The sequence below is a fragment of the Pseudomonas sp. NPDC090755 genome (genome assembly GCF_044769005.1).
Taxonomy (GTDB): Bacteria; Pseudomonadota; Gammaproteobacteria; order Pseudomonadales; family Pseudomonadaceae; genus Aquipseudomonas.
Genome location: NZ_JBIVXC010000010.1, coordinates 185,695 through 211,858 on the forward strand (window position 1 = coordinate 185,695; position 26,164 = coordinate 211,858).

The window sequence follows — 26,164 nt, forward strand, 5'->3', positions numbered from 1 at the left end:
TCACTCCACAAACAGGCTGGCGGGTTGTTCGAGCAGGCCGCGGATGGCCTGGATGAAGAGTGCGGCGTCCATACCGTCGACCACCCGGTGATCGAAGGACGAGGACAGGTTCATCATCTTGCGGATGACGATCTGGCCGTTGATCACCATCGGCCGTTCGACCATGCGGTTGACCCCGACGATGGCCACTTCCGGCGTGTTGACCACCGGCGTCGAGACGATTCCGCCCAGGGCACCCAGGCTGGTCAGGGTGATGGTCGAACCCGACAGTTCTTCACGGCTGGCCTTGTTGCCACGGGCGGCGTTGGCCAGGCGCACGATCTCACCGGCGTTGCTCCACAGGCTGCCGGCCTCGGCGTGACGCAGTACCGGCACCATCAGGCCGTTGTCGCCCTGGGTGGCGATGCCCACATGCACCGCGCCATGGCGGGTGATGACCTGGGCTTCGTCGTCGTAGGTGGCGTTGATCTGTGGGAACTCGCGCAGGGCCACGACCATGGCGCGGACCAGGAACGGCAGCAGGGTCAGCTTGCCGCGGCTGTCGCCCCACTTCTTGTTCAGGTGCAGGCGCAGCTCTTCCAAAGCGGTGACGTCGATCTCTTCGACATAGCTGAAGTGCGCGACGCGACGCTTGGCGTCCTGCATGCGCTGGGCGATCTTGCGGCGCAGGCCGATCACCGGGATCTGCTCGCTATCGCTGCGCTTGGCATAGCCGCCCGGGCTTTGCGTGGCGCGGGTCGGCTGGGTCAGGAAGGCATCCAGGTCTTCATGCAGGATGCGTCCGGCCGGGCCGCTGCCGTGCACGTAGCGCAGTTCGATACCGGCATCCAGGGCACGCTTGCGCACGGCCGGGGAGGCCAGTGGGCGCTCGTTGGCTTCGCGTGGGACGATCGGAGCGCAGACCTGTGCGCTGGCGGGCGCAGCGGCAGCCACCGGCGCCGGTTTTTCAACCTGTGGTTCCGGCTTGCTGGCTGGAGTCTGGACCGGAGAGGCAGCGGCAGCAACAGGGGCTGCTGCGCCTTCCTGATGGTTACCCGCGCCTTCGACTTCGATGCGGATCAGTTCGCTGCCCACCGCCATGACTTCACCCGGCTGGCCGCCCAGGGCCAGGACCTTGCCGCTGACCGGCGAAGGGATTTCCACCGTGGCCTTGTCGGTCATGACATCGGCCACGACCTGGTCTTCGGTGACGGTATCGCCGACTTTGACGAACCATTCCACCAGTTCAACTTGTGCGATGCCTTCACCGATATCCGGCATCTTGATGACGTGCGTGCCCATTCAGACCTCCATGACCCGTTTCAATGCCGCGCCCACTCGCGAGGGGCCGGGGAAATACGCCCATTCCTGCGCGTGCGGGTAGGGGGTGTCCCAGCCGGTGACGCGCTCGATCGGGGCTTCGAGGTGATGGAAGCAATGTTCCTGGACCAGCGAGATCAGCTCGGCGCCAAATCCGCAGGTGCGGGTGGCCTCGTGGACCACCACGCAACGACCGGTCTTTTTCACCGAGGCGACGATGGTTTCCAGGTCCAGCGGCCACAGGCTGCGCAGGTCGATGACTTCGGCATCGACGCCGGTTTCCTCGGCGGCCACCTGGGACACGTACACGGTGGTGCCGTAGGTCAGCACGGTCACATCATTACCAGGGCGGGTGATGGCGGCCTTGTCCAGCGGCACGGTGTAGTAGCCATCGGGCACGGCGCTGGCCGGGTGCTTCGACCAGGGGGTCACCGGACGGTCGTGGTGGCCATCGAACGGGCCGTTGTACAGGCGCTTGGGCTCCAGGAAGATCACCGGGTCGTCATTCTCGATCGAGGCGATCAGCAGGCCCTTGGCGTCATAGGGGTTGGACGGCATCACCGTGCGCAGGCCGCAGACCTGGGTGAACATCGCCTCGGGGCTCTGGCTGTGGGTCTGGCCACCGTAGATGCCGCCACCGCAAGGCATGCGCAGCGTCAGCGGGGCGACGAACTCGCCGGCCGAGCGATAACGCAGGCGGGCCATTTCCGAAACGATCTGGTCGGAGGCCGGGTAGAAGTAGTCGGCGAACTGGATTTCGACCACCGGGCGCAGGCCGTAGGCGCCCATGCCCACGGCGGTGCCGACGATGCCGCTCTCGGAGATCGGTGCGTCGAAGACCCGCGATTTGCCGTACTTGGTCTGCAGGCCTTCGGTGCAACGGAACACGCCGCCGAAGTAGCCGACGTCCTGGCCGTAGACGACCACGTTGTCATCGCGCTCTAGCATGATGTCCATGGCCGAGCGCAGGGCCTGGATCATGGTCATGGTGGTAGTCGCCATGGCGGTTTCCAACTGGATGGTGGTGTTGTGATCGTTCATGTCAGATCCCCAGTTCCTGGCGCTGCCGGCGCAGGTGCTCCGGCATCTCCTTGTAGACGTCCTCGAACATGGAGGCCGGGCTCGGCATCTGGCCACCGGCCAGGGTGCCGTACTGCTCGGCTTCTTTCTGCGCCTTGATGATCTCGGCCTCGAGTTCGGCGGTGACCGCCTGGTGCTCTTCCTCGGACCAGTGGCCGATGGCGATCAGGTGCTGTTTGAGGCGGGCGATCGGATCGCCCAGGGGGAAGTGGCTCCAGTCGTCGGCCGGGCGGTACTTGGACGGATCGTCCGAAGTCGAGTGCGGGCCGGCACGGTAGGTGACCCATTCGATCAGGCTTGGGCCCAGGCCGCGACGGGCGCGTTCGGCGGCCCAGCGGGAGGCGGCGTAGACGGCGATGAAGTCGTTGCCGTCGACCCGCAGCGAAGCGATGCCGCAGCCCACGCCACGGCCGGCGAAGGTGGTCGATTCACCGCCGGCGATGGCCTGGAAGGTGGAGATCGCCCACTGGTTGTTGACCACGTTGAGGATCACCGGCGCGCGGTAGACGTGGGCGAAGGTCAGGGCGGTGTGGAAGTCGGATTCGGCCGTGGCGCCGTCGCCGATCCAGGCCGAGGCGATCTTGGTATCGCCCTTGATGGCCGAGGCCATGGCCCAGCCGACGGCCTGGACGAACTGGGTCGCCAGGTTGCCGCTGATGGTGAAGAAGCCGGCTTCGCGCACCGAGTACATGATCGGCAACTGACGGCCCTTGAGCGGATCGCGCTCGTTGGACAGCAACTGGCAGATCATCTCCACCAGCGACACATTGCGGGCCATGAGGATGCTTTGCTGGCGGTAGGTGGGGAAGCACATGTCGGTGCGGTTCAGGGCCATGGCCTGACCTGCGCCGATGGCTTCCTCTCCCAGGCTCTGCATGTAGAAGGACATCTTCTTCTGCCGCTGGGCGACCACCATGCGGCTGTCGAACAGCCGGGTCTTGAGCATGGTGCGCATGCCTTCGCGCAGGATCTCGGGGCTGATGTCCTCGGCCCAGGGGCCCAAGGCATTGCCTTTATCGTCCAGCACCCGGATCAGGCTATAGGAGATATCGGCGGTATCAGCGGCTTCTACATCGACGGGAGGTTTACGGACCTGACCGGCATCGTTCAGACGCAGGTAGGAAAAATCAGTCTGGCAGCCTGGCCGGCCGGTAGGCTCGGGCACATGCAGACGCAGGGGGGCGTACTCGTTCATGCTTTTTTACGCTCGCTCTGTCTTGTGTTTTTGTTGAGCTTTGAAGCGGTCGCTACTCAAACCCCGGCTTGTGACCAGGGAGTCAGTCTTGCCCTACATGATATTCCGGCGCCTGAAGAATATTTTTCTCAAGTTCATTGCCTTTGCGCGGGCTTGCGGATAAACATTCCTTATAAAGACAAAAAACAGGTGAAATTCTCTCATGCGTAAACTGGATCGCACCGATATCGGCATTCTCAACAGCCTTCAGGAAAATGCCCGGATCACCAATGCCGAGCTGGCGCGCTCGGTCAACCTGTCGCCCACCCCCTGCTTCAACCGGGTCAAGGCCATGGAGGAACTGGGCGTGATTCGCCAGCAGGTGACCTTGCTGGCGCCGGAGGTGTTGGGGCTGGACGTCAATGTGTTCATTCATGTCAGTCTCGAGAAACAGGTGGAGCAGTCGTTGCACCGTTTCGAGGAAGAGATCGCCGAACGCCCGGAGGTCATGGAGTGCTACTTGATGACCGGCGACCCGGACTACCTGCTGCGGGTGTTGCTGCCGAGCATCCAGGCACTGGAGCGTTTTCTCGACTACCTGACCCGCTTGCCCGGGGTGGCCAACATCCGCTCCAGCTTTGCCCTCAAGCAGGTGCGCTACAAGACCGCGTTGCCGTTGCCGGCCAATGGCCTGACCTTGCCGGGGTGACGTTGTCGAAAATAACGATCAAACCCGGGTCGAGGTGCTTGAAATTCCGAACGCCCGGTGCCTATGTTGTAGCTGTCGCCGTACACGGCATGCGAAAACAACAAGGATAGCGTCATGACGACCAGTGGCCAGTGCTCCCTCGCCGAACGATTGAATGGCATCGATGAAGTCGAGTGCGTCACGCCCGACCTCAACGGCATACCGCGCGGCAAGGTCATGACCGCTGCGGGCTTTCTCGAAGGCCGGCGCTTGCAGATGGCCCGTGGAGTGCTGTTGCAGTGCATCATGGGCGGCTACCCGCCCGCCCGTTTCTATGGCAGCGATGATGGCGACCTGGCCCTGGTGGCCGACGCCCAGCAGATCCACCGCCTGCCCTGGAGCGACGAGCCTCGCGCCCTGGCGATTTGTGATGCGGTCGAATTGAATGGAGACAGTTCAGGCCTGTCGACCCGTGGCCTGCTCAAGGCGGTGATCGCCCGTTATGCCGCCCGTGGTCTGGCACCGGTAGTGGCCACTGAGCTGGAGTTTTTCGTCTTCGCCCCCAACAGCGACCCGACCCAGCCGTTCCTGCCACCTGTAGGCAAGGACGGCCGCCGTGAAGAGGGGTACTCGGCGTTCAGCGTCAGCTCCAACAACGGCCTGCGTCCTTTCTTCACCGAGGTGTATCGCTGCATGGCGGCCCTGGGGTTGCCCCGCGATACCTTCATGCACGAGATGGGTGTCAGCCAGTTCGAGATCAACCTGCTGCATGGCGACCCGCTGCTGCTGGCCGACCAGACCCTGCTGTTCAAGCACCTGCTCAAGGAAGTCGCCCTCAAGCACGGCCTGACCGTGGTGTGCATGGCCAAGCCGCTGGCGCATACGCCGGGCAGTTCCATGCACATCCATCAAAGCGTGGTGGAGATCGACAGCGGGCGTAATGTGTTCAGCGATGCCGCCGGCAAGCCGACCGCAACCTTCCACCATTTCATCGGTGGTCTGCAGGCGTGCATGGCCGACTTCACCGCGCTGTTCGCCCCCAACGTCAACTCCTACCAACGCCTGTGCCATCCCTACGCCTCGCCCAACAACGCCTGCTGGTCCGAAGACAACCGCGCCGCCGGCCTGCGTATTCCGGCAAGCGCTGCGGTGGCGCGGCGGGTGGAAAACCGTCTGCCAGGTGCCGACACCAACCCTTACCTGGCCATTGCCGCCAGCCTTGCCGCAGGCCTGTACGGTATCGAACAGCAACTGCAACCGACGCCGGCGATCCAGGGTGAATTCGAGGTGCCGGATCATTTGAGCCTGCCCTGTACCTTGCATGCCGCGCTCGAGCGTCTGAAACGCAGCGAACTTGCACGGGAGTTGTTCGGCAAGGAATTCATCGATGGCTACATCGCCACCAAGACCCTGGAGCTGAGCAGCTTCTTCGATGAAATCACCCCGTGGGAGCGCCGTGTGCTGGCAGCGCAGGCCTAGCCTTTTTTTACGCCCCAGGTCTGCAGCAGCGCTAATTTCACTTATGCTTTCAAGCAGTTTTTCCACCTGCTCAAGGAGCCCTACGGGACGCTGATGCGACAGATCTGGAAGTCTTTTCGCGCGCTGTATTTCGCTGCGCTGATGATGTTGATCGGCTCCGGCTTGTTGAGTACCTACCTGGCCCTGCGCCTGGCTGCCGATCATGTCGATAGCCTTTGGGTCGGTGCACTGATGGCGGCCAACTACTTCGGTCTGGCCCTGGGCGGCAAGATCGGCCACCGGCTGATTGCCCGGGTCGGGCACATCCGTGCCTATGCCGCCTGTGCCGGGATCGTCGGCGCGGCGGTGCTCGGGCACGGGATGGTCAGTTGGTTGCCGGCCTGGCTGGTGCTGCGGGTGATCGTCGGCCTGGGGATGATGTGCCAGTACATGGTCATCGAGAGCTGGCTCAACGAGCAGGCCGATGCCAAGCAGCGGGGCGCCGTGTTCAGCGGCTACATGATCGCGTCCTACCTGGGCCTGGTGCTCGGCCAGCTGATCCTGGTCGCCCATCCGCAGCTCGGACCGGAACTTCTGATGCTGGTCGCCATGTGCTTTGCCCTGTGCCTGGTGCCGGTGGCGCTGACCCGGCGCATTCACCCGGCGGCATTGCGTCCGGCGCCGCTGGATCCGCGCTTCTTCATCAAGCGGGTGCCACAGTCGCTCAGTACCGTGCTGGGCTCGGGGCTGATTGTTGGCTCCTTCTATGGCCTGGCTCCCCTGTACGCGGCCAAGCAGGGGCTGAGTACCGAACAGGTCGGTCTGTTCATGGGCTGCTGCATCTTCGCCGGCCTGCTGGTGCAGTGGCCGCTGGGCTGGTTGTCGGACCGCTACGACCGCGCGGTGCTGATCCGTAGCGTGGCCATCGGCCTGGCAATTGTCGCCTTGCCCTTGGCGATCATGCCAGTGGTGCCGCTGGTGGTGTTGTTTGCCGCCGGGTTCGCCGTGTCGTTGCTGCAGTTCTGCCTGTATCCGCTGGCGGTGGCCTTTTCCAACGACCATGTCGAGAGCGAGCGGCGGGTGTCACTCACCGCCATGCTGCTGGTGACCTACGGTGTCGGCGCCAGTATCGGGCCGCTGGTGGCGGGGGTGCTGATGAAGGTACTGGGCACCCAGATGCTCTACGCCTTCTGCGCGTTCTTCGCCCTGGTGCTGGTGTGGAGGATTCGTCCGAAAGCAGTGACCGGCCTGCACCAGGTCGACGATGCACCGCTTAACCACGTGGCCATGCCGGCGGCCGGTTCGCCGCTGTCGGCAGCGCTGGACCCACGGGTCGATGAGCAGGTCGTGCAGGAGCAGATGCAGGCGCCAGTGGCCGCCGAGGACACCGAGGCGGAAGACGAACAGGTGGAAGAAGAGGGTGATGCGGGTGAGTCGGGGGAAAAACCGGCACCGGTGTGATGCCGCTGCCGGCAGGCTGCGATCGATCGCAGCCTCGTTCCTCGGCAGCGGCTACACCTCAGTAGTCGTCTTTATCGAAACGCCGCGCTTCACGTTGCAGCTGATACACGAAGGTCTCGACCTTGCGCTGCATCTGTCCGCTGATGTTGTGGAAGCGCACGCCGGCGAAGGTGGTGTTGAAGCGCTCTTCGAAATGCAGGTGGCGCAGTTCCACTTCAACCTGGGTCAGGCCCAGTGGCGTACCGGTGGCGAACTTCTCGTACACCTGGCCCAGTTGCAGGCGCTCTTCGACATTCCCTTCAAAGCGCAGCTTGCAGCCGGTGGCGGAGATGTCCAGCAGTTTGCCACGCAGCTCACCCTTGCCCTTGAGCTTGTCGCCATCGAGCTTGATGTCGACCAGTTGCGACAGCTTCAGCGCAGCACGGAAGGCATTGCGCCGCTGGTGATAGGCCACCTCGGTCGGCAACGCGCCACGGTAGCAGCGGTGGCCGTCGACCTCGCTGATGGTCTGCGGGGTGTTGCATTCCCAGGCAATGCGCACGCCGTCATGAAAGCCCTCGACCCGGAACGGCTCGCCATTCTCGAGAAAGCGCTCGCCGTCGCGGGGCACCATTTCGTCCAGCGACAGGCGATTGCCTTCGCGGTCGACATCGACCACATAGCTCTGGAAGCGCTGGCTGCGTTCGTGGAAGGTGATGATCAGCGGGTCATGGCTCTCTTGCAGTGACCGCAAGTTGGCGGCAATTTCCAAAGGGGTGGTCAGCACCTTCGGAGGCTGCGGAGCTTCTGCTTCATTCAACACGGGTAGTCAATCTCCAGGCAAAAACGACACACGCAATTAACGGCATTTTGCCAGTATGTTCCGTGCCTTGATACAGGGAATCAAGCCTGACTAAGCGCCCGTGGCTTGGCAAGGGGGGAGGTCGAGCCGCGGCTGTCATACAGCGACGGTGATTCGCCACCCATGAGGATTCTCAGCTGGTTGGCCGTGGCGCCTTGCTGGATCTGGATCAGCTGGCCGTTGCGCGCATTGAGCGCCTGGCACTCGGCGAGCAGTTTGCCCAGGGCATCCAGTTGTTGCAGGAGCCGCTCGCCCGCCTGCGAGTGGCTGGCCAGTTGTACGACACCGTCACGGTCCTGGCTCAGGCCGAGGCTGGCGAGCAGTTCGCTGCGCCGCCGACCTTGCTGATCGAGAAGAATCACCAGCGACTGCTTGCGCGCGAGGATGTCTTCCAGCAGCGGCATGTCGCGGCCGTGCAGGGCAATCGACTCGGTCTGCAGCAATTCGAGCAGTTGTTGCGCTGGCGCAAAATCGTCTTCGATCAGTTGCAGCAGGGTAATGTCGTGCATGGCTGGCTCTTGGTTTCCGGCGTCCTGAAGTCAGCGCGCCTGGGGCTAGCGCTGGGCTTCGAAATCTAGCAGTTTGCTGGCAACGCGGTTGCTGTCGACCTGGTAGCTGCCGTTGGCGATGGCCTGTTTCAACTCCGCCACCCGGGCGCTGTTGACAACCGGCTGCTCGCGCAGCTTGTCAGTGACCTGTTGCAACTGCTGGGCCTCTTGGCTGAGGTGTACGGTTTCGCCGCTGGCGCTGCCCTGAACGACACTGTCGCTCTTGGCCGCGGCATTGCTGGCGGTGCTTTCCTGGCTGTTGCCAGTGCGCACGCCGCCGGCAACCGACGGAGAGTTATTCAAACGACTGAAGTCGATGACCATGATCAAAAAACCTCTGGGTATTTGGACGCTTGCCTTGTTTTCGGCCAACCCGAAAGAAACTTTAGGCGCAATTGCACGGCAATCTGCACGGCAGGCTCAAGCGCTGGGCTCCCAATCGGACACAGTTTAGGAAAAGCGCTTGCCGATCGCCAGGGTTGTTCGCAGGTCTGCTGTCTACATGGCCACTTCCACCTGTCCCGGCCCTGTGACCCTGGCCTTGACCACGCGTTTTGAATTGAGGTTGCGCACCCTGATCTGTTCGCTCTGGCCGCCCTTGCTCAGGGCTTCGCCCGGCATGCGCACGCTGAGGCTGCCGCTGCGGGCGGTGATGACCACCTGATCGCCCTTGCGGATGACGTCGGCCTGCTCCAGGTGCTGGGGTGTCAGCACCTGGTCCATGACCGTCGGTCGGATAACCTTGAAGCCGATGGCCTGGTCCAGGCTGGACAGGAAACCCTGGTTCAGCGTGCCGACGTCACGCTCGCGCAGGATGACATCCTGCTCGCCGACAATGCTCTCGCGCTTGAGCGGGCGAGCCACGGTCACCACATTGCGAAACAGGCGGACCTGGGCCGGTACGAACACGGTCCAGGGGGCGGCGCCTTCGCAGCGAACCCGCACGGTGACGCGTCCCAGTGGCTGTGCCGGGCTTTCCAGGCTGGCATCCAGCTGCCGGTCGCAAAGCGGCATGCGCAGACGCGGATCGAGGGTGTTGACCTGGATTTCGTAGCGGCCTTCGGTCTGGCTGCTGGCCAGATAATCTTCAACGGTGAATTCAAGAAACCCCTGGGTGACACCGATAAGCTGTTCAGGCAAGGTGAACGCGTCAGCCAGGGTTCGAACGCCAGGAACCAGCAGGCCCAGCGCAGCAAGGAGGCCGGGCAGTTGGCGGGTCAGGCGTCGGAAAAATGTCGTTTTCATGTTCATGCGATTAAAAAAAGCAAAGCGCGTGCCGACTGGGTACGTGGCTCGAAGCGTTTGGTGAAGGAGTCTGGCATGGCGGGTGTAATGGATTCGGTGAACCAGCGCACGCAACTGGTGGGGCAGAACCGCCTGGAGCTGCTGCTGTTTCGCCTCAATGGCGATCAGTTGTACGGGATCAACGTGTTCAAGGTGCGGGAGGTACTGCAGTGCCCATCGCTGACCGTGATGCCCAGGTCCAACCCGGTTGTGCGCGGTGTCGCGAATATCCGAGGAGCAACCATCCCGATCCTGGATCTGGCGATGGCGACCGGCATGCCCGGTCTGCGTGAAGAGACCAGCAACAGCTTCGTGATCATCACGGAGTACAACACCAAGACCCAGGGTTTTCTGGTGCACTCGGTGGAGCGCATCGTCAACATGAACTGGGAGGAGATCCATCCGCCACCCAAGGGCACCGGGCGCGATCACTACCTGACCGCGGTGACCCGGGTCGACGGCAAGATGGTCGAGATCATCGACGTGGAGAAGATCCTCGCCGAAGTGGCACCGACTTCCGAATCGATCTCCGAAGGCGTGGTCGATGCCGAGGTGCAGGACAAGGCAGTGCTGTTGCGGGTGCTGACGGTCGATGACTCGTCGGTGGCACGCAAGCAGGTCAGTCGTTGCCTGCAGACCGTCGGGGTCGAAGTGGTGGCGCTCAATGATGGTCGCCAGGCGCTGGACTACCTGCGCAAGCTGGTGGATGAGGGCAAGCGGCCGGAGGACGAGTTCCTGATGATGATCTCCGACATCGAGATGCCGGAGATGGATGGCTACACCCTGACCGCCGAGATCCGCAGCGACCCGCGCATGCAAAACCTGCATATCATCCTGCATACTTCGCTGTCCGGGGTGTTCAACCAGGCGATGGTCAAGAAGGTCGGGGCGGATGATTTCCTCGCCAAGTTCAAGCCGGACGACCTCGCCCAGCGCGTCGTCGACCGCATCAAGGCCACGCATTAACGGCCAGGGGCATGGCCCCTGGTGGTTCACACGATTTAAGAGGCGGCATCATTGTCTACGGGTAATTTGGATTTCGAACAGTTCCGGGTCTTCCTGGAAAAAGCCTGTGGCATCCTGCTGGGCGAAAATAAGCAGTACCTGGTCTCCAGCCGTCTCAACAAGCTGATGGAGCAACAGGGCATCAAGTCCCTGAGCGAGCTGGTGCAGCGTATCCAGGGTCAGCCACGCAGCGGATTGCGCGAGCAGGTGGTCGATGCCATGACCACCAACGAGACCCTCTGGTTTCGCGACACCTATCCGTTCGAAGTGCTCAAGAACAAGGTGTTGCCCGAGCAGATCAAGGCCAACCCGGGGCAGCGTTTGCGCATCTGGTCGGCTGCCTGTTCCTCGGGGCAGGAGCCGTACTCGATCTCCATGGCCATCGACGAGTTCGAGCGCAGCAACATCGGCCAGTTGAAGATGGGCGCGCAGATCGTTGCCACCGACCTGTCCGGGTCGATGCTCAACAACTGCCGTACCGGTGAGTACGACAGCCTGGCCATCGCCCGCGGGCTGTCCCAGGAGCGTCTGCAGCGCTACTTCGATGTCAAGGCACCGGGTCGCTGGGCGGTCAAGGCGCCGATCCGCAGCCGCGTGGAGTTTCGTTCCTTCAACCTGCTCGACAGCTATGCGAGCCTGGGCAAGTTCGACATTGTGTTCTGTCGCAACGTGCTGATCTACTTCTCGGCGCAGGTCAAGAAGGACATCCTGATGCGCATTCACAGTACCTTGAAGCCGGGTGGTTACCTGTTCCTGGGGGCTTCCGAGGCGCTCAATGGCTTGCCGGACCACTACCAGATGGTTCAGTGCAGCCCGGGTATCATCTACCAGGCCAAGTAAAGCGCACGCCGTGTAGGAGCGGGCTTGCCCCGCGAATGGATCAGCTCGTCATCAATGCGTTGGCGCTGGCGACGATGAGCATATCCATTCCCCGCGGCGGCGCGGCTGGCTGGTTTCGTCCTTTACGGCGACCCACTTTTGAGGGCAAAAGTGGGCAAAACCCGTGTCCCTGCATCCGGCCCTGCGGCGCTCGCCGGCCATCCATGGCCGTCGCCCCACTACGCAAGGGTTCCACTCGGCCTCCTGATGGGACAATCGGTGGCGCCTGGAATATCGCGCGTTCAGAAGCAAGAGCAAAGGCAGAGCGAAGCTTGGTCTCAGCTTTCCGATTTCGCCTTTGCCCTTGCCTTTGCCTTTGCTTCTGCTGTTCGTACATCGCCAGTCCAGACGACACGATTCGTCCCTTCAGGAGGCTGAGCGCAGGTATTGCGTAGTCGGGTGCAGGCCATGGATGGCCTGCAAGCACCGCAGGGCCATGGATGGCCCTTCGGTGCGCCCCGGCGGGAGCAATGCCGGAGGGAAGGGGCCCGCAGCGTAGCGGAGGGCCGGATGCAGGGACGCACGGTTTGCGCCACTTTGCCATGACAAAGTGGCCCGCCGTAAAGGCGGAAGGGGCCAGCAGCGTCACCATCGCGAATGGATCAGCTCGCAACACGGCAAGCCAAAGCGTTGGCACTGAAGGCGGTGAGCATATCCATTCCCTGTGGCGGCTCCAACGGCTGGTTTCGCCCTTTACGGCGACCCACTTTTGAGGGCAAAAGTGGGGCAAAACCCGTGTCCCTGCATCCGGCCCTTCGCTGCGCTACGGGTACCCTCGTTCCACCCTTGCTCCCGTGGGGGCGCGCCGAAGGGCCGTCCCTGGCCCTACGGCGCTCGCCGGCCATCCATGGCCGTCGCCCCACTACGCAAGGGTTCCACTCGGCCTCCTGAAGGGACGATCGATGGCGCCTGGAATATCGCGCGTTCAGAAGCAAGAGCAAAAGCAGAGTGAAGCGCGGGCTCGGCTTTGCGCTTTTGCTTTTGCTGTTCGTACATCGCCAGCCCAGACGACGCGATTCGTCCCTTCAGGAGGCTGAACGCAGGTATTGCGTAGTCGGGTGCAGGCCATGGATGGCCGCCGTAAAGGCGGAAGGGGCCAGCAGCGTCACTGCATCAAATGGATCAGCTCGCAACACGCCAGACCAAAGCGCCGGCGCCGCCAAATTGCCGCTTTGCCGGCGCCAGGCGGAATGCCCTTGCCGCTTTTCTGGCATTGCCCCTGATGGAAAACCGTTGAAAGCCCCGTAAATACGGGGCTTTGTTTTTTGGCATGGCTCTTGCTCTGTCACTGCCAACGAATTATCCGGTCAACCTTCGAAGGTTTCCCCGACATGAGCATCAGCTTCGACAAAGCGCTCGGCATTCACGAAAAGGCACTGGGCTTTCGCGCCCAGCGTGCCGAAGTGCTGGCCAACAACATCGCCAACGCCGATACGCCCAACTACAAGGCGCGGGACATGGACTTCTCCTCGGTGCTGGCTGCCGAGAGCGAGAAGGCCAAAAGCGGCCGCTTCGCCCTGGACCGGACCAACACCCGGCACATCGAGGCCGAAGGCCTGACCATGGGCGACGACACCCTGCAGTACCGCACGCCGATGCAGCCGTCGATCGACCAGAACACCGTCGATGCCCAGCTCGAACAATCCAGCTACGCGGAAAACGCCGTGGGCTTCCAGGCCAGCTTCACGCTGCTCAACAGTAAATTCAAAGGGCTGGTTTCGGCCCTGCGCGGAGAGTAAGTCATGTCCCTCGCCAGTGTCTTCAACATTGCCGGTAGCGGCATGAGCGCGCAGACCACGCGCCTGAATACCGTCGCTTCGAACATCGCCAACGCCGAGACCGTGTCGTCGAGCATCGACCAGACCTACCGTGCTCGCCACCCGGTGTTCGCCACCACCTTCCAGCAGGCCCAGGGCGGCGTCAGCCAGTCGCTGTTCCAGGACCAGGACAACGCCGGCCAGGGCGTGCAGGTGCTCGGCGTGGTCGAGGACCAGAGCAACCTGGAAGCGCGCTACGAGCCCAACCACCCGGCGGCGAACAAGGACGGCTACGTCTACTACCCGAACGTCAATGTGGTCGAGGAAATGGCCGACATGATCTCGGCCAGTCGCTCGTTCCAGACCAATGCCGAGCTGATGAACACGGCCAAGACCATGATGCAGAAAGTGCTGACCCTGGGTCAGTGATAGGGGCTTTGGAATGAGTACGACAGACTCCACCAGCAGCGTTTCCAGCTCTGTACTGCAATCGCTGCAGAAGCCGGAAACCACTGGCAACAGCAAGACCGGCACCGCAGGCAGCGCCCTGGGCAAGGATGCGTTCCTGCAATTGCTGGTCACCCAGATGAAGAACCAGAACCCGCTCGATCCGCAGGAGAACGGCGAGTTCGTGGCGCAGCTGGCGCAGTTCAGCAGCCTGGAAGGCATTCAGACGCTCAACGATTCGGTGTCCACCATTGGTGGCGCGTTCCTCTCGTCCATCGCCCTGCAGGCCTCTTCGCTGGTCGGGCGAAATGTGGTCGTGCAGACCGACAAGGCGGTCGTCGACACCAGCAAGGAAATGCGCGGCTCGGTCAACCTGACCTCGTCCAGCACCGCGACCACTGTCGGCATCTATGACAGTGACGGCGAGCTGGTGCGCACCCTCGACCTGGGCAGCCAGAAGGGCGGCCGGGTGGACTTCACCTGGGATGGCAAGGACAGCGACGGCGAAGTAGCACCTGCCGGCACTTACAGCTTCAAGGCCTCGGGCACCATCGAAGGGGTGGCCACGACCATGACGACCAACCTGCCGGCCTCGGTCAGCAGTGTGACCATGGGCAGCAATGGTTCGGAAATGATGCTGAACCTGGCCGGCCTCGGCAGCATCGGACTGTCGAAAATTCAATCCATTGGAATCTAGGGCCGACAACACGGCAGGAGTGAGCACATGTCTTTCAATATCGGTCTTAGCGGCCTGTATGCAGCAAACAAGGCCCTGAATGTCACCGGCAACAACATCGCCAACGTTGCCACCACGGGTTTCAAAACCTCCCGTGCCGAATTCGCCGACCAGTACGCGTCGTCGATCCGTGGTACCAGCGGCAAGACCGCAGTGGGCAGTGGTGTGACCACTGCCGCCGTGTCGCAGATGTTCACCCAGGGTAACTTCACCGGCACCGGCCAGAGCCTGGACCTGGCCATCGACGGCAACGGCTTCTTCGCCATGAACGACAACGGCTCGAAGATCTACACCCGTGCCGGTGCCTTCTACAGCGACAAGGCCGGCTACATCGTCAACGCCCAGGGTTCCAATCTGCAAGGCTATGGCGTGGATGCCGATGGCAAGCTGGTCAAGGGCGTGATGACCGATCTCAAGATCGACACCTCCAACCTGGAGCCGCGCCCGACCTCGCGCATCTCCGAGACGGTCAACCTCAACTCCAGCGCCACCGAGCCGAAGGTCACGCCGTTCGATCCGTCGAACGTCGCCACCTATAACTACACCTTCAACACCGATGTGTACGACAGCCAGGGTAACGCCCACCAGCTGAACCAGTACTTCGTCAAGGATTCCGGCACCAACTCCTGGACCATGTACAGCACCATCAACGGCCGCAACCCGGCGGACCCGACCCTGTCCACGCCGCTGGTCAACAAGCTGCCGTTCAAGTCTGACGGTACCCTCGATACCGCCGCGATGACCCCGGGGGCAGTACCTGGCGGGCTGACCATCGGCGCTGACAAGTCGTTCCAGATCGATAACTGGATTCCGGCCGAGAAAAATGCAGCAGGCAACTGGGTGGCCAATGGCGCCACCGCGCGTGCCGGTGGCGTCGCCCTCGACATGCTGGCGACCACCCAGTACAACGCCGCCTCCGCCACCACCGCCAAGAACCAGGATGGCTACGCCACCGGCGAGCTCAGCGGCCTGACGGTCGACCAGAGCGGCAACCTGTTCGCCAACTTCACCAACGGCCAGGACAAGGTGATCGGCCAGGTGGCCATCGCCAACTTCGCCAACGTCCAGGGCTTGCAGCCGGTGGGCGGCACCAGCTGGCAGGAAACCTACGCTTCCGGTGTGCCGGTGATCGGTGAGCCGGATACCGGCACCCTGGGCAAGATCTATGGCGGCTCCCTGGAAGACTCCAACGTCGACCTGACCGGCGAGCTGGTCAACCTGATCAAGGCACAGAGCAACTACCAGGCAAACGCCAAGACCATCTCCACCGAAAGCACCATCATGCAGACCATCATCCAGATGACCTGATGCGTCATGGTGTGCCGAGCCCCTGCTTGCAGGGGCTTTTTTTATCAGGTGAACGATCGGGGAGGAGGGCGGATGAGGCGATTGGCAGTGATAGCGGTGCTGTTGCTGTGCTCTGTCGCACAGGCGGCGCCAGCGCCCTGGTACCAATGGCAAAGCAAGGTCACCGGGCGCTACCTGTGTGCCCAGGTCGATCCTGGCGAGGGCTGGGTGCGGCATTCCGGGCCCTATGACAATGCCGGTTGCCGCCGCTACTGAAGGCAGCCTTGCCGCTGGCGGCAAGAGTTCGCCGACAAACTGACGGCGCTCCCCCTTGCGTCAAGCCTGAAAGCCCCGGAATACGGGGCTTTGTTCATTATGGTTCGATAATTGCTTCAAGCAGGCCAAGGTGGCAGCGCGGCGAGGGGCCGTGCAGAGGAGATCCTGTGGACAAGATGCTTTACGTGGCCATGACCGGGGCCAGCCAGAACGCACTGGCGCAGAAGGCGCATGCCAACAACCTGGCAAACATTTCCACCACCGGTTTCCAGCGCGACCTGGAGCAGGCGCGCTCGATGCCGGTATTCGGTGACAGCTTTCCGGCGCGTGCCTATGCCATGACCGAGCGGCCGGCGACGGATTTCACGCCAGGCTCGATGCTGGAGACCGGCCGTGACCTGGATGTGGCCATCGGCGGTGACGGTTTCATCGCCGTGCAGGCGCCCGACGGCAGCGAAGCCTATGTGCGCACGGCCAGCATGAACATCGACGCCCTGGGTGTGCTGCGTGCCGGCAACGGCATGCCGGTCATGGGCAATGGCGGGCCGATCGCCGTGCCGCCGGAGCAGAAGATCGAGGTCGGTGAAGACGGCACCATCACCATCCGCGCCATGGGCGAGGGGCCGCAGGTGATGGCCCAGGTCGACCGGATCAAGATGGTCAACCCCGACCTCAAGACCATGACCAAGGGCCTGGATGGCTTGATCCATCCCGACAATGGCCAGCCGCTCGCGGCGGATGGCAACGTCCGGCTGGTGTCGGGATTCCTTGAGACCAGCAACGTCAATGCGGTCGAGGAAATGACCTCGGTGCTGGCGCTGTCCCGTCAATTCGAACTGCACATCAAAATGATGACCACGGCCAAGGAAGGCGATGAAGCCATGGCTCGGGTTTTGCAAATCGGCTAATCACTTTCAGGTAGCGCCGTAAAACAGGCGCGCAAGGAGAACAGCATGCTTCCGGCTCTTTGGGTCAGTAAAACCGGTCTGTCCGCCCAGGACATGAACCTGACCACCATTTCCAACAACCTGGCGAACGTCTCGACCACCGGCTTCAAGCGTGATCGCGCCGAATTCCAGGACCTGCTCTACCAGACCCGCCGCCAGCCGGGCGCCAATTCGACCCAGGACAGCGAGCTGCCTTCGGGCCTGCAACTGGGTACCGGTGTGCGCATCGTCGGCACCCAGAAGAACTTCACTGCCGGCAGCCTGCAGACCACCGAGAACCCCCTGGACATGGCCATCGATGGCCGTGGTTTCTTCCAGATCCTGCAGCCTGATGGCACCGTTTCGTACACCCGTGACGGTACCTTTCACCTGAACTCCGACGGCCAGATCGTCACCGCCAGCGGCTTTGCCCTGGAGCCGGCAGTTGTTGTTCCGCCCGAGGCGCAGACCTTCACTGTCGGTCGCGACGGTACGGTGTCCATCACCACCGCCGGCAACCCGGCAGCGCAGGTGATCGGCAACATCCAGACCGCCGATTTCATCAACCCGGCCGGCCTGCAGGCGGTGGGTGGCAACCTGTTCCTGGAAACCGCCGCCAGCGGCGCGCCGCAAGTCGGTACCCCGGGCTTGAACGGCTTCGGCATGGTCCAGCAGCAGACCCTGGAAAACTCCAACGTCAGTACCGTGGAAGAGTTGGTCAACATGATCACTACCCAGCGTGCCTACGAGATGAACTCCAAGGTCATTTCCACGGCCGACCAGATGCTCTCGTTCGTTACCCAGAACCTGTAAGTGAAGTCTTCGAGGTCGCTCGCATAGCGCCTGTTACACCGTGAGGTCAGAGTCATGAGTCGTCTGTTATCCGTACTTGCCCTGAGTGGGGTCACCGTGCTGGCCGGCTGCGTTGCGCCGACGCCAAAGCCCAACGATCCCTACTATGCGCCGGTATTGCCGCGCACGCCCCTGCCGGCGGCGGCCAACAACGGCTCGATCTACCAGGCCGGTTTCGAGCAGAACCTGTACAGCGACCGCAAGGCGTTCCGGGTCGGTGACATCATCACCATCACCCTCAACGAGCGGACCCAGGCAAGCAAGAACGCCAATTCGCAGATCGCCAAGAACAGCAAGGCCGACATCGGCCTGACCTCGTTGTTTGGTTCGTCCATGACCACCAACAACCCGTTCAGCGATGGCGACCTGAGTCTGAGTGCAGGCTACAGCGGCGACCGCGCCACCAAGGGCGACAGCAAGGCCGGGCAGGGCAACAGCCTGACCGGCTCGATCACCGTGACCGTGGCCGATGTGCTGCCCAACGGCATCATCGCCGTGCGGGGCGAGAAGTGGCTGACCCTCAACACCGGTGATGAACTGGTGCGCATCGCCGGCATGATCCGCGCCGACGACATCGCCACCGACAACACCGTGCCCTCGACCCGGGTGGCTGATGCGCGCATCACCTATTCGGGGACCGGCTCCTTTGCCGATGCCAGCCAGCCGGGCTGGTTCGACCGCTTCTTCATCAGCCCGCTTTGGCCTTTCTAGGTTCGGATGACCATGTTCAACTTCAAGCAGCTGATCGCCGCCGCGTTCCTGATGTCTGCCGCGTTTGCCGTCCAGGCCGAACGCCTGAAGGATATCGCCAGCATTTCCGGCGTACGCAGCAACCAGCTGATCGGCTACGGCCTGGTGGTGGGCCTCAATGGCACGGGTGACCAGACCACCCAGACGCCATTCACCCTGCAGACCTTCAACAACATGCTCTCGCAGTTCGGCATCAAGGTACCGGCAGGTACCGGCAACGTGCAGCTCAAGAACGTCGCCGCCGTGTCGGTGCATGCCGACCTGCCGCCGTTCGCCAAGCCAGGCCAGGTGGTGGACATCACCGTGTCGTCGATCGGCAACTCCAAGAGCCTGCGCGGCGGCAGCCTGTTGATGACCCCGCTCAAGGGTATCGACGGCAACGTCTACGCCGTCGCCCAGGGCAACCTGGTGGTCGGTGGCTTCGATGCCGAAGGCCGTGACGGTTCCAAGATCACCGTCAACGTACCGTCGGCCGGGCGCATCCCCGGTGGCGCCTCGGTCGAGCGCGCCGTGCCCAGTGGTTTCAACCAGGGCAACAGCCTGACCCTGAACCTCAATCGTCCGGACTTCACCACCGCCAAGCGCATCGTCGACAAGGTCAATGAGCTGCTCGGCCCGGGCGTGGCCCAGGCCGTGGACGGTGGTTCGGTGCGGGTGACCGCGCCGCTCGATCCGAGCCAGCGGGTCGACTACCTGTCGATCCTCGAGAACCTGGAGATCGATCCGGGCCAGGCGGTGGCCAAGGTCATCATCAACTCGCGTACCGGTACCATTGTCATCGGCCAGAACGTCAAGGTGTCGCCGGCGGCGGTAACCCACGGCAGCCTGACCGTGACCATCACCGAAGACCCGATCGTCAGCCAGCCGGGGCCGTTCTCCAATGGCCAGACCGCGGTGGTGCCACGCTCGCGGGTCAATGCCGAGCAGGAAGCCAAGCCGATGTTCAAGTTCGGTCCGGGTACCACCCTGGATGAGATCGTGCGCGCAGTGAACCAGGTGGGCGCGGCCCCCAGTGACCTGATGGCGATCCTCGAAGCCCTGAAACAGGCCGGCGCCCTGCAGGCCGACCTGATCGTGATCTGAGGGGGGTGGCCATGGACATGCCGAAAAGCGCATTCAGCGCCGCCGACAGCGGCGCTTATACCGACCTCAATCGCCTGAGCTCGCTCAAGGTCGGCGACCGCGACAGCGACGCCAACCTGCGCAAGGTGGCCCAGGAATTCGAGTCGCTGTTTCTCAACGAAATGCTCAAGTCGATGCGTTCGGCCAGTGATGTGCTGGCCAAGGACAACCCGCTCAACACCGAGACCACCAAGCAGTACCAGCAGATGTACGACCAGCAGCTGGCGGTGAGCATGTCCCGCGAGGGTGGCGGTATCGGCCTGCAGGATGTGCTGATGCGCCAGCTGTCCAAGCAGAAGGCGGCAGCGGTGAACAACAGCCCGTTCCCACGCTTCGATGTCCAGCCTCGTGCGCTGGGGGCGACGGCGGTTGGCGCGGCCGATCAGCCGCAGGCCACCGGCACCGTCCGTAATGATGTGGCCGCGCTCAATTCCCGTCGCCTGGCCTTGCCCGGCAAACTCACCGATCGCTTGCTGGCTGGCCTGGTGCCGTCGGCCGCCGGTACGCCGGCTGCCATCAATACCGCACCGATCCCCGGGCGCTCGACCCTGGCCGGTGACGCCGTGGTCAAAGGTGACTGGCAGCCGGCCCAGGCCTTTGCCGCACCCGGCGAACTGCGAATCCAGGGACGCGCCATGGCCCAGCCGCCGTTGGCGCCGGCCAAGCGTGCCTTCAGTTCTTCCGATGAGTTCGTCGCCACCATGTTGCCGATGGCCGAGCAGGCCGCCAAGCGCATCGGTATCGACCCGCGCTACCTGGTGGCCCAGGCGGCCCTGGAAACCGGTTGGGGCAAGTCGGTCATGCGCCAGGCCGATGGCAGCAGCAGCCACAACCTGTTTGGCATCAAGGCCACCGGCAACTGGCAGGGTGGCCAGGCGCGGGCGATCACCAGCGAGTTCCGCGACGGCCAGTTCGTCAAGGAAACGGCGGCGTTCCGTTCCTACGATTCCTACCAGGACAGCTTCCACGACCTGGTCACCTTGTTGCAGAGCAACGCGCGCTATAAAGATGCGCTCAGTGCGGCCGATACACCGGAACAGTTTGCCAGAGAGCTGCAAAAGGCCGGCTATGCCACTGACCCCTCGTACGCGAGCAAGATCATCAACATTGCCCGGCAGTTGCAACCCACCCCGCAGTACGCCTTGGCTGGCGGTACCACAAATCTATAAGGATTGAAGCATGTCGAATCTGATCTCGATCGGGCTGAGTGGCCTGAATGCCAGCCAGGCAGCGCTCGCGGTGACCTCGAACAACATCGCCAACGCCGCGACCTCGGGTTACTCGCGCCAGCAGACCGTGCAGGTCGCCGCCGGGGGCATGCAGAACATCGGCGTCGGCTTCATCGGCACCGGTACCACCCTGTCGGATGTGCGCCGCATTTATAACGGCTACCTGGACAACCAGCTGCGCACCGCCACTTCGCTCAACGCCGATGCCCTGTCATTCCAGGACCAGATCACCAGCGTCGACAAGCTGCTGGCCGACAGCAACACCGGCATCAGCTCGGTGCTCACCTCGTTCTTCTCCGCCTTGCAGACCGCGTCGGCTACCCCGGGCGACGTCGCTTCGCGGCAGTTGCTGCTGACCCAGGCGCAGACCCTGAGCAACCGCTTCAACGCCATCTCCTCGCAGATGAGCCAACAGAGCGACAGCATCAATTCGCAGCTCGATACCCTGAGCGGCCAGGTCAACAAGCTGACCTCCAGCATTGCCGAATACAACAAGCAGATCGTGCAGTTGTCGTCCACCGGCAACACCCCCAACAACCTGATCGATGCGCGCAACGAAGCGGTGCGCTCGCTCAACGAGCTGGTCGGTGTCACCGTGCAGGAGCGCGGCGGCAGTATCGATGTGTACCTGGGCACCGGCCAGTCGCTGGTGACCGGCAACACCGCCAACACCCTATCGGTCGGGCCCAGCGCCCGCGACAAGAGCCAGTACAGCCTGACCATCAACTACCAGACCTTCAGCTCCGATGTCACCTCGGTGGTCACCGGTGGCCAGATCGGTGGCTTGCTGCGTTATCGCAACGATGTGCTCAACCCGTCGATCAATGAACTGGGGCGCGTCGCCCTGGTGGTCGCCGACAGCATCAACAGCCAGCTGGGGCAGGGGCTCGATGCCAACGGCCAGTTCGGCAGCAACCTGTTCTCCAGCATCAACAGCGCCACTGCCATCAGCCAGCGTAGCCTGGCGGCCTCCGGCAACAGCGCAGGCTCGGGCAACCTCGATGTCACCATCGCCAACAGCGGTGCGCTGACCACCCACGACTACGAGGTCAAGTTCACCAGCGACAAGCAGTACACCGTGCGCCGTTCCGACGGCACCGACATGGGTACCTTCAGCCTGGACGACGATCCGGCGCCGGTGATCGACGGTTTCAGCCTCAAGCTCAACGGGAGTGGCCTGGCGGCCGGTGACTCGTTCAAGGTCATTCCCACCCGCGCGGCGGCGGGCAGCATCAATACCGTGATGACCGATGCCAACAAGCTAGCCTTCGCCGGGCCGATCAGCGCCACCGCCGGCAGCGGCAATGGTGGCACCGGCACCATCAGCCAGCCGACCCTGGGCGATCGCCTGGATATCTACAGCGGCGCCGACCTTGCGCTGATGCAGGACTCGATCAAGCAGTCGATGCCGGTGCGGGTGGTGTTCAGTGACGCCAGCGGCGGCACCCAGGGCTACAAGCTGTTCGATGCCAAGGGCACCGAGATCGGCAGCGGCAGCATCGTGCCAGGCCAGGACAACAAGCTGTCCTTCGCCGTGCCGATGCGCGATGCGACGGGGGCACCGATTCTCGATGGCAGCGGCAACCCGCGTACCTTCGAGGTCGAAACCACCATTGGCGGCAGCCCGGCCGGTGACGACAGCTTCACCCTGGGCTTCAACGTCGACGGCAAGTCCGACAACCGCAATGCCCAGGACCTGCTTCGCCTGCAGACCCAATCCACGGTCGGCACCGGCTCCGGCGGCGGCATCAGCTTTACCTCGGCCTATGCCTCGCTGGTCGAGCGGGTGGGTGCCAAGGCCAGCCAGGCGCAGATCGACACCAAGGCCAGCGGCGCCGTGATCGATTCGGCCAAGGCCAGCCGTGGCGCGGTGTCCGGGGTCAACCTGGATGACGAAGCTGCCGGCCTGGTCAAGTTCCAGCACTACTACACCGCGTCGTCGCAGATCATCAAGACCGCGCAAGAAACCTTCAGCACCTTGATCAACGCCCTGTAAGGAGTAGCCGATCGTGCGTATTTCCACTGCTCAGTTCTATGAGACCAGCGCCACCAGCTACTCGAAGAACTTCTCCGACGCGGCCAAGACCCAGGCGCAAGTGTCGTCGGGCGTGCGTATCCAGACGGCGGCGGATGATCCGGTCGGCGCCGCGCGGCTGTTGCTGCTGCAGCAGCAGAGCGCTTTGCTGGGCCAGTACAACGCCAACATCACCACGGTGAACAATGCCCTGTTGCAGGAAGAGAGCGTGCTTTCGACCATCAACGAGGCGATGCAGCGTGCCAGCGAGCTGGCCATCCGTGCCGGTGGCGGCAGCCTGAGCGATGCCGACCGCACCTCCATCAGCAGCGAGTTGAAGGAAATCGAGGCCAACATCTTCGGCCTGCTCAATTCGCGCGATGCCAATGGCAACTACATGTTCGGTGGCTCCAAGACCTCGTCGCCACCCTACGTGCGCAACAGCGACGGCACCTACAGCTACCATGGTGACCAGACCCAGCTCAGCCTGCAGATCTCCGACACCCTGCACCTGGCCACCAACGACACCGGCTTCAGCATTTTCGACCAGGCCACCAACAAGTCCCGCACCCAGAGCAGCCTGCAGGCGCCGGCAACGGATGATGGCCGTGTCAATGTGTCCCAGGGCTTGTTGAGCTCGGTCAACACCTACAACAACGGTGGGTTTGCCAAGGGCCAGCCTTACACCCTGACCTTTACCAGCGCCACCACCTACAGCATCACCGACGCCAACGGCAACGACATCACCAGCGAGACGCCCACCAATGGCGTGTTCGACACCAAGGCCGAGGGTGGCAATCGCATCGCGCTGCGCGGTGTCGAGTTCGAAGTCGGTGTGAACCTCAAGGAAGGTGATGATCCGGACGCCGCGGTGGCCGGGCATGTGTTCAAGCTTGAAGCGCGTCCCGACACCCTGACCAGCACCCGTAGCGCCGGCAATCCGTCGTTGACGCAGATCACCGGCAGCACCATCACCGACGCCGATGCCTACCGCAGCGGTTTCCCCAGTGACGGGGCGGTGATCAAGTTCACCAGTGCCACCGACTACGAAATGTATGCCCAGCCCTACACGGCCGACAGCAAGCCGCTGGCTACCGGTACGGTGACCGGCAGTTCGCTGACGGTGGCCGGGGTGACTTACCAGCTGGACGGCAACACGCCGGCGGCGGGGGATCAGTTCGCGGTCAGTGCCAATACCCACAAGACCCAGAACGTACTGGAAACCCTGGGGCAGCTGCGTGCCGCCCTGGACACTCCGGTAACCGGCGAGAAATCCGAGTTCGCCCTCAAACAGGCCGTGGGCTCGGCCATCGCGAACCTTGCCAGCGCCCGTGAGCGCATTGATATCACCCGCGGCTCGATCGGCGCCCGGGGTAATTCCCTCGACATCCAGACCCTGGAGAACAGCAGTCTGGGGCTGGCCAACAAGAGCACCCAGAGCGCGATCGGCAACACTGACATGTCCACCGCTGCGATCACCCTGACTTTGCAGCAGGCCATGCTCGAGGCGTCGCAGATGGCGTTTTCCCGTTTGTCGCAACTGAGCCTGTTCAACAAGCTCTGACGCAAACCGCATAAAACCCCGGTCGGCAGCCTGCCTGCCGGGGTTTTTTTATGCCCGGTTGCACGCGGGTAACCCCTACTTTGCGGTAAATGAGTGTGACCAATGAGTCAAATCGGGCATCTTCCCTGTATTCTATCGGTGGCATTTGCAAGAATTTGTTGCCGGTTTTTTATTTGCAGGTTCAGGCAACAACACTGCCATGCGCCACTCCAAGGTGGTGCTGCCCCGTTTTTTGGCGCCCTCAGTTCTGCGAGCGGCGGTCTTTGGCTGTTTTGATTGGGAAGCCAGAATGATTGGCATAAAAAGTATCGCGAGTTACGTGCCCACCGCTGGCCTGGACAACTATGCCCAGGGCGCGAAATTCGGCAAGGATGAAGAATTCATCTTCGGCAAGATCGGCTCGACCTTTCTGCCGCGCAAGGCAGACGAGCAAGAAACCTCCGACCTGTGTGTCGAGGCTGCCAAGGCATTGTTCGCCAACAATCCGGACCTTGATCCGCAATCGATCGATGCGCTGATCGTGGTCACCCAGAACGGTGATGAAGAAGGCCTGCCCCATACGGCGGCCATCGTCCAGGACAAGCTTGGCCTGACCACCCGTGTGGCCGCCTTCGACGTGTCGCTGGGCTGCTCGGGCTATGTGTATGGCCTGTACGCGATCAAGGGCTTCATGGAAGCAGCGGGGCTGAAGAACGGCCTGCTGATCACGGCTGACCCGTACTCGAAGATCGTCGACCCGGAAGACCGCAACACCACCATGCTGTTCGGCGATGCTGCCACCGCCACCTGGATGGGCGAGAACGCCACCTGGCAGCTGGGGCAGGCACGCTTCGGCACCGACGGTTCGGGCGCTGCGCACCTGAAGGTCACCGACGGCAACTTCTTCATGAACGGTCGCCAGGTGTTCAACTTCGCCCTGCTCAAGGTGCCGGCGCACCTGCATGAGCTGCTCGAGGCCTCGGAACTGACCGCAGCGGATATCGATGCGTTTTGCATCCACCAGGGCAGTGCGGCGATTGTCGATGCCGTGGCTCGTCGCTTCGAAGAAGACCCGGAGAAACAGGTCAAGGACAAGTTCGTCAAGGACATGCTCGAAACCGGCAATACCGTGTCGTCCAGCGTGCCGCTGCTGCTGGAGAAGCACATGCTCGACGGCAGCTGGAAGCGTGTGGCCATCAGTGGTTTCGGTGTTGGTCTGTCGTGGGGTTCGGCGATTCTGTATCGCGACTGATCGCTCGGTGGTAACGAAAAAGGCGCCTGGTGGGATTCCGCCAGGCGCCTTTTTTTGTTCTTCACGGAATTCCGGGGGCGATGATCCTTGGGCTTGGGCTTGGGCTTGGGCTTGGGCTTGGGCTTTGGTTGTTGGGGGCGCGAGCTTATCCATTCCATGCGGTGACGCTGCTGGCCCCTTCCGCCTTTACGGCGGCCTACTTTTTTCTTGGAAAAAGTAGGCAAAACCGCTCGCTCCTGCATACGGCCCTACGCTG

General features: G+C 62.7%; 25 protein-coding genes. 18 read left to right on the forward strand and 7 right to left on the reverse strand.

The genetic code is table 11. The features are described 5' to 3' along the window. From ACIQUS_RS16640 to ACIQUS_RS16650, 3 genes are read right to left on the reverse strand one after another with little or no spacing between them, the layout of a single operon-like run. A complete protein-coding gene (locus tag ACIQUS_RS16640) occupies positions 1-1,281 on the reverse strand; it encodes a dihydrolipoamide acetyltransferase family protein (protein ID WP_403048465.1) in 1,281 nt (426 codons plus the stop codon). After that, on the reverse strand, positions 1,282-2,340 hold the full coding sequence (locus ACIQUS_RS16645) for an alpha-ketoacid dehydrogenase subunit beta (RefSeq protein ID WP_403048467.1): 1,059 nt from the start codon (positions 2,338-2,340) through the stop codon (positions 1,282-1,284). A gap of 1 nt (position 2,341) precedes the next feature. Beyond that, the gene (locus tag ACIQUS_RS16650; protein ID WP_285865226.1) at positions 2,342-3,574 is read right to left on the reverse strand and encodes a 3-methyl-2-oxobutanoate dehydrogenase (2-methylpropanoyl-transferring) subunit alpha; all 1,233 of its coding nucleotides are present in this window, start codon (positions 3,572-3,574) and stop codon (positions 2,342-2,344) included. Between the two features lie 202 nt (positions 3,575-3,776). Between ACIQUS_RS16650 and bkdR the strand changes: the two genes are divergently transcribed. The 3 genes from bkdR to ACIQUS_RS16665 all read left to right on the forward strand — a co-directional run bounded on the left by bkdR (position 3,777) and on the right by ACIQUS_RS16665 (position 7,160). Beyond that, on the forward strand, positions 3,777-4,262 hold the full coding sequence (bkdR, locus tag ACIQUS_RS16655; protein ID WP_045189126.1) for a Bkd operon transcriptional regulator BkdR: 486 nt from the start codon (positions 3,777-3,779) through the stop codon (positions 4,260-4,262). Positions 4,263-4,478: 216 nt separating this feature from the next. Beyond that, positions 4,479-5,720 carry a glutamine synthetase family protein gene (locus tag ACIQUS_RS16660; RefSeq protein ID WP_403048517.1) on the forward strand — a complete coding sequence of 414 codons (1,242 nt, stop codon included), beginning with the start codon at positions 4,479-4,481 and terminating at the stop codon, positions 5,718-5,720. Between the two features lie 93 nt (positions 5,721-5,813). Continuing rightward, entirely contained in the window at positions 5,814-7,160 is a 1,347-nt protein-coding gene (locus ACIQUS_RS16665; protein ID WP_403048470.1) for an MFS transporter, read from the forward strand. Between the two features lie 58 nt (positions 7,161-7,218). Here ACIQUS_RS16665 and ACIQUS_RS16670 read toward each other — a convergent pair whose 3' ends face one another. From ACIQUS_RS16670 to flgA, 4 genes are all read right to left on the reverse strand, one after another. After that, entirely contained in the window at positions 7,219-7,962 is a 744-nt protein-coding gene (locus ACIQUS_RS16670; RefSeq protein WP_403048472.1) for a flagellar brake protein, read from the reverse strand. An 80-nt stretch (positions 7,963-8,042) separates the two neighbouring features. After that, positions 8,043-8,510 (reverse strand): flagella synthesis protein FlgN, encoded by a 468-nt coding sequence (locus tag ACIQUS_RS16675; protein WP_403048474.1) that lies wholly within the window; start codon positions 8,508-8,510, stop codon positions 8,043-8,045. A 45-nt stretch (positions 8,511-8,555) separates the two neighbouring features. Beyond that, positions 8,556-8,873, reverse strand: coding sequence for a flagellar biosynthesis anti-sigma factor FlgM (flgM, locus tag ACIQUS_RS16680; RefSeq protein ID WP_403048476.1), 318 nt, complete (start codon positions 8,871-8,873; stop codon positions 8,556-8,558). A gap of 174 nt (positions 8,874-9,047) precedes the next feature. Beyond that, a complete protein-coding gene (gene flgA, locus ACIQUS_RS16685) occupies positions 9,048-9,800 on the reverse strand; it encodes a flagellar basal body P-ring formation chaperone FlgA (RefSeq protein ID WP_403048478.1) in 753 nt (250 codons plus the stop codon). A gap of 69 nt (positions 9,801-9,869) precedes the next feature. On the opposite strand from flgA, the gene ACIQUS_RS16690 reads away from it, so the two are divergent. The 15 genes from ACIQUS_RS16690 to ACIQUS_RS16760 all read left to right on the forward strand — a co-directional run bounded on the left by ACIQUS_RS16690 (position 9,870) and on the right by ACIQUS_RS16760 (position 25,908). Continuing rightward, positions 9,870-10,799, forward strand: coding sequence for a chemotaxis protein CheV (locus ACIQUS_RS16690; protein ID WP_403048480.1), 930 nt, complete (start codon positions 9,870-9,872; stop codon positions 10,797-10,799). A gap of 51 nt (positions 10,800-10,850) precedes the next feature. Continuing rightward, complete coding sequence (cheR, locus tag ACIQUS_RS16695) at positions 10,851-11,678, forward strand: protein-glutamate O-methyltransferase CheR (protein ID WP_285865243.1); 828 nt, start codon at positions 10,851-10,853, stop codon at positions 11,676-11,678. A gap of 1,370 nt (positions 11,679-13,048) precedes the next feature. Further along, the gene (gene flgB / locus ACIQUS_RS16700; RefSeq protein ID WP_403048482.1) at positions 13,049-13,456 is read left to right on the forward strand and encodes a flagellar basal body rod protein FlgB; all 408 of its coding nucleotides are present in this window, start codon (positions 13,049-13,051) and stop codon (positions 13,454-13,456) included. 3 nt (positions 13,457-13,459) lie between these two features. Then, positions 13,460-13,903, forward strand: coding sequence for a flagellar basal body rod protein FlgC (gene flgC / locus ACIQUS_RS16705; RefSeq protein ID WP_403048484.1), 444 nt, complete (start codon positions 13,460-13,462; stop codon positions 13,901-13,903). Positions 13,904-13,916: 13 nt separating this feature from the next. Continuing rightward, positions 13,917-14,618, forward strand: coding sequence for a flagellar hook assembly protein FlgD (gene flgD, locus ACIQUS_RS16710; RefSeq protein WP_403048486.1), 702 nt, complete (start codon positions 13,917-13,919; stop codon positions 14,616-14,618). Between the two features lie 27 nt (positions 14,619-14,645). Beyond that, complete coding sequence (flgE, locus tag ACIQUS_RS16715; protein ID WP_403048488.1) at positions 14,646-15,965, forward strand: flagellar hook protein FlgE; 1,320 nt, start codon at positions 14,646-14,648, stop codon at positions 15,963-15,965. 72 nt (positions 15,966-16,037) lie between these two features. Further along, positions 16,038-16,220: a hypothetical protein gene (locus ACIQUS_RS16720; protein ID WP_403048490.1), complete on the forward strand. Its 183-nt coding sequence runs from the start codon at positions 16,038-16,040 to the stop codon at positions 16,218-16,220. Between the two features lie 167 nt (positions 16,221-16,387). Beyond that, positions 16,388-17,128 (forward strand): flagellar basal body rod protein FlgF, encoded by a 741-nt coding sequence (locus ACIQUS_RS16725; RefSeq protein ID WP_403048492.1) that lies wholly within the window; start codon positions 16,388-16,390, stop codon positions 17,126-17,128. Positions 17,129-17,173: 45 nt separating this feature from the next. Then, a complete protein-coding gene (gene flgG / locus ACIQUS_RS16730; protein WP_285865250.1) occupies positions 17,174-17,959 on the forward strand; it encodes a flagellar basal-body rod protein FlgG in 786 nt (261 codons plus the stop codon). 54 nt (positions 17,960-18,013) lie between these two features. Then, positions 18,014-18,709, forward strand: a complete 696-nt coding sequence (gene flgH / locus ACIQUS_RS16735; protein WP_403048494.1) for a flagellar basal body L-ring protein FlgH — start codon at positions 18,014-18,016, stop codon at positions 18,707-18,709. A 12-nt stretch (positions 18,710-18,721) separates the two neighbouring features. Beyond that, positions 18,722-19,831 carry a flagellar basal body P-ring protein FlgI gene (locus tag ACIQUS_RS16740; RefSeq protein ID WP_403048497.1) on the forward strand — a complete coding sequence of 370 codons (1,110 nt, stop codon included), beginning with the start codon at positions 18,722-18,724 and terminating at the stop codon, positions 19,829-19,831. Positions 19,832-19,842: 11 nt separating this feature from the next. Further along, positions 19,843-21,039, forward strand: coding sequence for a flagellar assembly peptidoglycan hydrolase FlgJ (gene flgJ / locus ACIQUS_RS16745; RefSeq protein WP_403048499.1), 1,197 nt, complete (start codon positions 19,843-19,845; stop codon positions 21,037-21,039). Positions 21,040-21,049: 10 nt separating this feature from the next. Next, positions 21,050-23,095, forward strand: coding sequence for a flagellar hook-associated protein FlgK (gene flgK, locus ACIQUS_RS16750; protein WP_403048501.1), 2,046 nt, complete (start codon positions 21,050-21,052; stop codon positions 23,093-23,095). Between the two features lie 13 nt (positions 23,096-23,108). Continuing rightward, complete coding sequence (locus ACIQUS_RS16755) at positions 23,109-24,677, forward strand: flagellar hook-associated protein 3 (RefSeq protein WP_403048503.1); 1,569 nt, start codon at positions 23,109-23,111, stop codon at positions 24,675-24,677. A gap of 289 nt (positions 24,678-24,966) precedes the next feature. Then, on the forward strand, positions 24,967-25,908 hold the full coding sequence (locus ACIQUS_RS16760) for a ketoacyl-ACP synthase III (protein ID WP_403048505.1): 942 nt from the start codon (positions 24,967-24,969) through the stop codon (positions 25,906-25,908). The last annotated feature ends 256 nt before the right edge of the window (positions 25,909-26,164 follow it).

What these genes read in the sequence shown, in the direction of transcription:
- flgC (WP_403048484.1), top strand. Translation starts at nt 13,460, where the DNA reads ATGTCCCTCGCCAGTGTCTTCAACATTGCCGGTAGCGGCATGAGCGCG.
- bkdR (WP_045189126.1), top strand. Translation starts at nt 3,777, where the DNA reads ATGCGTAAACTGGATCGCACCGATATCGGCATTCTCAACAGCCTTCAG.
- ACIQUS_RS16660 (WP_403048517.1), top strand. Translation starts at nt 4,479, where the DNA reads ATGACCGCTGCGGGCTTTCTCGAAGGCCGGCGCTTGCAGATGGCCCGT.
- flgK (WP_403048501.1), top strand. Translation starts at nt 21,050, where the DNA reads ATGTCGAATCTGATCTCGATCGGGCTGAGTGGCCTGAATGCCAGCCAG.
- ACIQUS_RS16645 (WP_403048467.1), bottom strand. Translation starts at nt 2,340, where the DNA reads ATGAACGATCACAACACCACCATCCAGTTGGAAACCGCCATGGCGACT.
- flgA (WP_403048478.1), bottom strand. Translation starts at nt 9,800, where the DNA reads ATGAACATGAAAACGACATTTTTCCGACGCCTGACCCGCCAACTGCCC.
- ACIQUS_RS16740 (WP_403048497.1), top strand. Translation starts at nt 18,722, where the DNA reads ATGTTCAACTTCAAGCAGCTGATCGCCGCCGCGTTCCTGATGTCTGCC.
- flgJ (WP_403048499.1), top strand. Translation starts at nt 19,843, where the DNA reads ATGGACATGCCGAAAAGCGCATTCAGCGCCGCCGACAGCGGCGCTTAT.
- flgD (WP_403048486.1), top strand. Translation starts at nt 13,917, where the DNA reads ATGAGTACGACAGACTCCACCAGCAGCGTTTCCAGCTCTGTACTGCAA.
- flgE (WP_403048488.1), top strand. Translation starts at nt 14,646, where the DNA reads ATGTCTTTCAATATCGGTCTTAGCGGCCTGTATGCAGCAAACAAGGCC.
- flgH (WP_403048494.1), top strand. Translation starts at nt 18,014, where the DNA reads ATGAGTCGTCTGTTATCCGTACTTGCCCTGAGTGGGGTCACCGTGCTG.
- ACIQUS_RS16675 (WP_403048474.1), bottom strand. Translation starts at nt 8,510, where the DNA reads ATGCACGACATTACCCTGCTGCAACTGATCGAAGACGATTTTGCGCCA.
- ACIQUS_RS16650 (WP_285865226.1), bottom strand. Translation starts at nt 3,574, where the DNA reads ATGAACGAGTACGCCCCCCTGCGTCTGCATGTGCCCGAGCCTACCGGC.
- flgB (WP_403048482.1), top strand. Translation starts at nt 13,049, where the DNA reads ATGAGCATCAGCTTCGACAAAGCGCTCGGCATTCACGAAAAGGCACTG.
- ACIQUS_RS16640 (WP_403048465.1), bottom strand. Translation starts at nt 1,281, where the DNA reads ATGGGCACGCACGTCATCAAGATGCCGGATATCGGTGAAGGCATCGCA.
- flgM (WP_403048476.1), bottom strand. Translation starts at nt 8,873, where the DNA reads ATGGTCATCGACTTCAGTCGTTTGAATAACTCTCCGTCGGTTGCCGGC.
- ACIQUS_RS16720 (WP_403048490.1), top strand. Translation starts at nt 16,038, where the DNA reads ATGAGGCGATTGGCAGTGATAGCGGTGCTGTTGCTGTGCTCTGTCGCA.
- flgG (WP_285865250.1), top strand. Translation starts at nt 17,174, where the DNA reads ATGCTTCCGGCTCTTTGGGTCAGTAAAACCGGTCTGTCCGCCCAGGAC.
- ACIQUS_RS16760 (WP_403048505.1), top strand. Translation starts at nt 24,967, where the DNA reads ATGATTGGCATAAAAAGTATCGCGAGTTACGTGCCCACCGCTGGCCTG.
- ACIQUS_RS16665 (WP_403048470.1), top strand. Translation starts at nt 5,814, where the DNA reads ATGCGACAGATCTGGAAGTCTTTTCGCGCGCTGTATTTCGCTGCGCTG.
- ACIQUS_RS16690 (WP_403048480.1), top strand. Translation starts at nt 9,870, where the DNA reads ATGGCGGGTGTAATGGATTCGGTGAACCAGCGCACGCAACTGGTGGGG.